This is a genomic window from Idiomarina sp. 28-8 (assembly GCF_000320945.2).
GTDB lineage: Bacteria > Pseudomonadota > Gammaproteobacteria > Enterobacterales > Alteromonadaceae > Idiomarina > Idiomarina loihiensis.
Genome location: NZ_DF266793.1, coordinates 210,242 through 215,291, shown reverse-complemented (window position 1 = coordinate 215,291; position 5,050 = coordinate 210,242). Strand labels below are relative to the sequence as shown.

General features: G+C 41.6%; 6 protein-coding genes. 2 read left to right on the top strand and 4 right to left on the bottom strand.

Annotated features, from left to right (window positions below):
- Positions 1-42 precede the first annotated feature (42 nt).
- From RJ32_RS13115 to RJ32_RS13105, 3 genes are read right to left on the bottom strand one after another with little or no spacing between them, the layout of a single operon-like run.
- Entirely contained in the window at positions 43-525 is a 483-nt protein-coding gene (locus RJ32_RS13115) for a hypothetical protein (protein WP_034822814.1), read from the bottom strand.
- Between the two features lie 41 nt (positions 526-566).
- On the bottom strand, positions 567-1,640 hold the full coding sequence (locus tag RJ32_RS13110; protein WP_034822813.1) for a ComEC/Rec2 family competence protein: 1,074 nt from the start codon (positions 1,638-1,640) through the stop codon (positions 567-569).
- A gap of 3 nt (positions 1,641-1,643) precedes the next feature.
- Positions 1,644-2,138, bottom strand: a complete 495-nt coding sequence (locus RJ32_RS13105) for a hypothetical protein (protein ID WP_034822812.1) — start codon at positions 2,136-2,138, stop codon at positions 1,644-1,646.
- A gap of 342 nt (positions 2,139-2,480) precedes the next feature.
- On the opposite strand from RJ32_RS13105, the gene RJ32_RS13090 reads away from it, so the two are divergent.
- Positions 2,481-3,646 (top strand): IS3 family transposase gene (locus tag RJ32_RS13090; RefSeq protein ID WP_370543307.1). Its coding sequence is split into 2 segments (ribosomal slippage): positions 2,481-2,748 and positions 2,748-3,646, totalling 1,167 coding nucleotides; the frame shifts between segments, so codons are not numbered across the junction.
- Here RJ32_RS13090 and RJ32_RS13085 read toward each other — a convergent pair.
- The gene (locus RJ32_RS13085; RefSeq protein ID WP_082815470.1) at positions 3,621-4,448 is read right to left on the bottom strand and encodes a lipase family protein; all 828 of its coding nucleotides are present in this window, start codon (positions 4,446-4,448) and stop codon (positions 3,621-3,623) included. The two genes, RJ32_RS13090 and RJ32_RS13085, sit on opposite strands and share 26 nt — an antisense overlap.
- A 136-nt stretch (positions 4,449-4,584) precedes the next feature.
- On the opposite strand from RJ32_RS13085, the gene RJ32_RS14890 reads away from it, so the two are divergent.
- A partial coding sequence (locus tag RJ32_RS14890; RefSeq protein WP_158511978.1) for a hypothetical protein occupies positions 4,585-5,050 on the top strand: 466 nt, incomplete at its 3' end.

Sequence of the window (5,050 nt, the reverse complement as noted above, 5' to 3'; positions counted from 1 at the left end):
TTTCATATAGAATCGTGGCTGTTGAGCCGGTAACGACACTTGCTAGCTTTTATTGCCTGGGGCGCGAGACAACCTTTTATTATTAAAGAATAACAGTAAAGACATAGGAGCAATTTGGCAAAACCAAGCCAGCACATATAAAACCGGGATACTAGGGTCAAACTCCGATAACTGCTTTATAAATAGACCATGCACTAAGCCGTAAGACGCAATTGCAGTTATAGATGACCACATACCAGCGCCCAGAACTATAGCCCAGCTAGAGAGTATTCCTTGGGATATTTCCCACTGTGTTTTGTATGGATGGAGGTAGGTGATGCCACCTAGTATATGAAACGGAACGGATACAATACCAAATATGAGCAAGACTATTGGAGTGCTGTACTCTAGAAGCCTCTCTGCGCCTTCAAATAGAAAGATAAATGCGGCTGGTGAAATAAACATCATTGCTGCAGTCACAAGCAACCCCAGTCTAGCGATCGTTTTATCTTCCAACTTTAGTAACTCATTTATATCAATTTTCATAAATAGATAAGACTAACCCCGTCATAAATCATATGAGTAAATCAATTTTCCTGATCTTCAGGGTATGGTAACGGAGTTACAGTTACCCATCCCTCACGTTCTGGAGCCTTGTAACCGGTTTTCTTGTGGCTTCCTTCGGTAGAAATTACTTTTGCTCCTCTGTGAATGAAGGCTCGAACAACAGACTTTCGAGGATGATCTTTATCTTCTTTTGCAGCACTAACGATTGCAGTAAAACTCTCCGAATCAGGATGTGCGTTATGTTTAGTACCTAGCCACCTATCCAATATTTCCGTTGATACATTGTGTCTGGAACCATGGTGGGGAACCTGTATTCGATCAATTCCAGGGAGTTGCAAACCAACATATGGAGCATACTCTGCAGCTTCGTCGAGAGCAGATCTACCTGCGTCACCAGTTAGCAAGATTTTCTGATCACATAGGCAAGCGTACTGAATTACGCTCATATTATTTTCAGGACTTGTGTCGTCCTCTGGGAAATACTCTTCACCCCATGCAGACCTAATGAAATTAATAGCTTTTCTAATATACTGTCCGGCTGCTTCAGCTAAATTTTGCTCCTCCACCTTTGTTGCTTCAGGGGTTTTTTCTGACTGAACAACAAGGTCTAAGTACCTCGTTTTCGATGGAGCCAAGACATTAAAGTCTCCGATCTTTGCGCCCTGAAATGGCTCTGAGATTTTTACCTTATGTTTTTGTGCTAGTTCTTCTAGAGCAACCAAGTTTGGATATAATTCTTTTAGCCTTTTTGTTAGATTATCTGAAGATGTGAAGCGACTGAATCGGTCGATTAACTTATCAGAATATAGCCATGGCCGTAGCATCCATAATTCACCAATTTCATATTCGTCAAACAGCTTCCTGAGCCCTCCGGCATGATCGCCATCGGGATGCGTTACAATTACAGCATCTATACGTCTTGGCAGTCCGTAATATTTATTTATGTGCTTGACTAACGAATCACCTGTGGCTTGGAACCCCCCATCGGTTACATGAATCCTGGTATCTCCGTTGACTGAATATCGGAGAGGTATTGCATCTCCGCTCCTTTTAGATTCAACGTCCAAGAAATCTATTTCAAAAAAGTCAGACATTAGTTATTCCTTGTCCTTCGCACTATTTATGCGTTTTGTTATGTAAGCGGTTTGTTTTTTATATGAAAAAGCAAATAGTAATAGCAACCCTACAATTGCCATTTCTGCCGAAAACTTATTCAAAAATTGGAGGCGCTCAGACAAAATTTCAAATATCTTTAAAAGAGATAAAGATAGAAACAATGATAAGAAAGTTCTATACATATTGTTTGCTTCTGAAAGAACCTCTATAAGCTTGTCTTTATTAGACGCTTCAACATAATCTCTATATTCCGAAAATTTAATAAACTCAATCCATTTAAGTGCTGGTTCAATTATAATGGAACCAACTCTGCTAATCACTAACCCTATGAAATAATATAGGAAAACCCCAATGACAATGTCTTCTTGAATAAAGTTATATTTAGTTAATGACTTAGTTATTGCTACAAAGACCACCCCCGGCAAGAGATAGTTGAAAATGTTGTATGTAGAAAGCTTTTCAAATAAATCTTTCATCTCATTTACTCTAATTTCTTTTTAAAGCAATAAAAGCTAGTTTAGCGCGGTAGACAGACATACTGTGGTCGGTCCCAAACTTTTTCCAGGTCAACTGTTTTCTCGCCCACCCCTTAAGTCGATACCAAATATCCACATGAGTTAGTAATCGAGCTTTGCTGTATTCACCTGCTTTCACGTTTGTTAAAAAGCGCATATCACCCCCGTGAATATATTCTCCAAACTTTTCTCGGAGAGCTGATTTAAGCTTATCTCCGACAGCAGGAATAAAACCTTGTAGTGGCAGACTAAACCCGAACACTCTTTTAAGTGGTAGTATTACCCTTAACGAAGAGGTGTTCAATGGCAAGAAGACAACGTCGATCATTTAGTCCTGAGTTCAGGTATGAGGCCGCTAATTTAGTAGCAGAACAAGGCTACAGCTATGCGGAAGCAAGCCGGGCTGTTGATGTACATGAAAATACGATTAGAAATTGGGTTCAACAGCTAGAAAGTGAACAAAGCGGTCAAACGCCTAAGTCCAGGGCGATGACTGCAGAGCAGCAACGAATACAGGAGCTTGAAGCTCGTGTGAATCGGTTAGAGAGGGAAAAATCGATTCTAAAAAAGGCTACCGCTCTCTTAATGTCCGACGACCTGAAATCTACGCGCTGATAGACCGGTTGAGAGAGCATGAAACGACTGAGTTGGTCTGCTCAGCGCTGGGTGTAGGTGTTAGCAGCTTTTATGAGCGTCGAAAGCGACGTCAACAAATAGAAACTAAGCGGCGACTGCTGCGAGCCCGTATAAAACGCTTATTCATAAAGTCTCGAAACTCGGCGGGTACCCGGACTCTCGTCGATATGCTGAAACACGAAGGCGTTATTATAGGACGCTTTAAAGTTGGCCGTTTGATGAAAGAGCAGGGCTTAACGAGTAAGCAGCCAGGCCCTCACGCTTATAAGGTCGCTAACGTTGAGAGACCGGATATCCCGAATAAACTCAACCGTGAGTTTGATGTAGAAGCTCCGAATAGAGTCTGGTGTGGTGATATAACCTATATCTGGACTGGCTCGGGCTGGCATTATGCCGCCGTCGTTATTGACCTGTTTGCGCGTCGGGTTATCGGCTGGTCGATGTCGCCTCGCCCTGACGCAGAGCTTGCTGCACGTGCACTGGATATGGCTTATGAAATGCGCGGTAAACCCGAGGGGGTGATGTTCCATAGTGATCAAGGTACTCAATATGGGGCACGAAAATTCAGGCAAAGGTTATGGCGTTACCAGATAACTCAAAGCATGAGTCGACGCGGAAACTGTTGGGACAATAGTCCAATGGAGCGAGTATTTAGAAGTTTAAAGTCTGAGTGGGTGCCGGCAACCGGTTACCGTTCAGCAATTGAAGCAAAACGAGATGTCAGTTACTTCCTAATGAATTATTACAACTGGGAGCGACCGCATCAATTTAATGATGGTCTACCACCGGCTAAAACAGAAAAATTAGCTAAAAAGGTGTCCGGGTTTTGTTGACCACTACACCTAGTACCCATGAAATAGAAGTGATGAGAAAGTCGGGAGGAGGCACCATAGTTACACCATCAGAGGAGTTAACAACCCTGTAAATTGGCGTTTTCATTGTCATGAGCCAGTGGTCATCTGAAACTCTTGGAGCGCCAAATGTGTAACAGGCAGCATTTCCTCCCAAGTGAGTTATTCTTTTAGCTGCTATTGTTGCGAGAGCTCCACCAAGAGAATGTCCCGTAATAAAAATAGGTAATTCGCCGAATTCTTTTAGAGATTGATTAACTTCCATTTCGATTATGTTGTAGGCATTGTGGAAGCCTGAATGAACTTTTCCTTCGGTAACGCAGTTAGTCAGAACCGCGTCGGCGTCTGACTTAATATCCTTTAGCTCTGTTGGCTCGGTACCGCGAAACGACAGTACGACAAATTCGTTTGTTTTTATAAGTATTGCTTGGCTGCCATCAGCATCGAATGTTTTTATGAGTTCAGCATCAAGCTGCCCTAACTGTGCATCCAAAAGCTTCTTTTCTTCGTCATGGTTATAGGCAAACTTGTCGACAGCTAGCTGAATAGCACTTTTAAGCACTCCATCACTCTTTTTTCCTTTCGACAGCATGCTTTCCACTTGATTGCCCAATCTTTCTGTAATAACCGGGGGGTTAAATCTCATATAGGCTAGCTCAGCAAAGCATGCCATTAACCATGCTGTTCGATCGCTATATGCTTTGCGGTGCATTGGAACGCTTTTACTGAGTAATTGTTTTGCTTGGTTCAGCTCGTCGCTCGTTTTTATAATTGGACTGGACATATTTATAATCTAGGTTAAACGTTTATTTTAAGTTAACATCATGTTCTGTTTTTGTATATGCAGTGTTAATTATTGTACGTCATTATTTTTTAAAATATGTTTTATCTTCATATTTGTGAGAGTGGGAATTTAAACTATGAGTGCCTGGTCTTCCCTTACAGAAAGTGGATTTTTTAATTCAGAAGAGTCTACTATGGTTTTGGGTTTTGCTATTGGCGGTATTGCTTTTATCAAGTTCATGAAACTTCTCTCTGATTGGGATCCGAAAAGAAAGGAGCGTGAACACCAAAAGTTTCGGATAGAAGCGTTAGAAGCATTGTGTGGGGTAAGTGTTCATAAAGCCAGTGAGCTTATAGTCTATGATTATGACACTGCATTAATTCGTTCCTTAAAGGAAAAAGTATGGGAGGCTTATGGTGTTAAATATGTGTTTGTCCAAGAGTTGGGGTTGGACGCTGTTGCGCAACTGCGTTTTCCATTATCCACAGTTGAAGCTTATGTTAACGGACGAAAAGCCTTAGAGCCCAGCTCCTCAAATTCGTCTGATGTTTGGTGTATTAAAAAGTCTGCTAAATTCAACCAAAAAAGTAGCTGGTTATTTC

Excerpts from the sequence above, each read along its gene's own strand:
- RJ32_RS13105 (WP_034822812.1), bottom strand. The coding sequence starts at position 2,138 with ATGAAAGATTTATTTGAAAAGCTTTCTACATACAACATTTTCAACTAT.
- RJ32_RS13115 (WP_034822814.1), bottom strand. The coding sequence starts at position 525 with ATGAAAATTGATATAAATGAGTTACTAAAGTTGGAAGATAAAACGATC.
- RJ32_RS13110 (WP_034822813.1), bottom strand. The coding sequence starts at position 1,640 with ATGTCTGACTTTTTTGAAATAGATTTCTTGGACGTTGAATCTAAAAGG.
- RJ32_RS13085 (WP_082815470.1), bottom strand. The coding sequence starts at position 4,448 with ATGTCCAGTCCAATTATAAAAACGAGCGACGAGCTGAACCAAGCAAAA.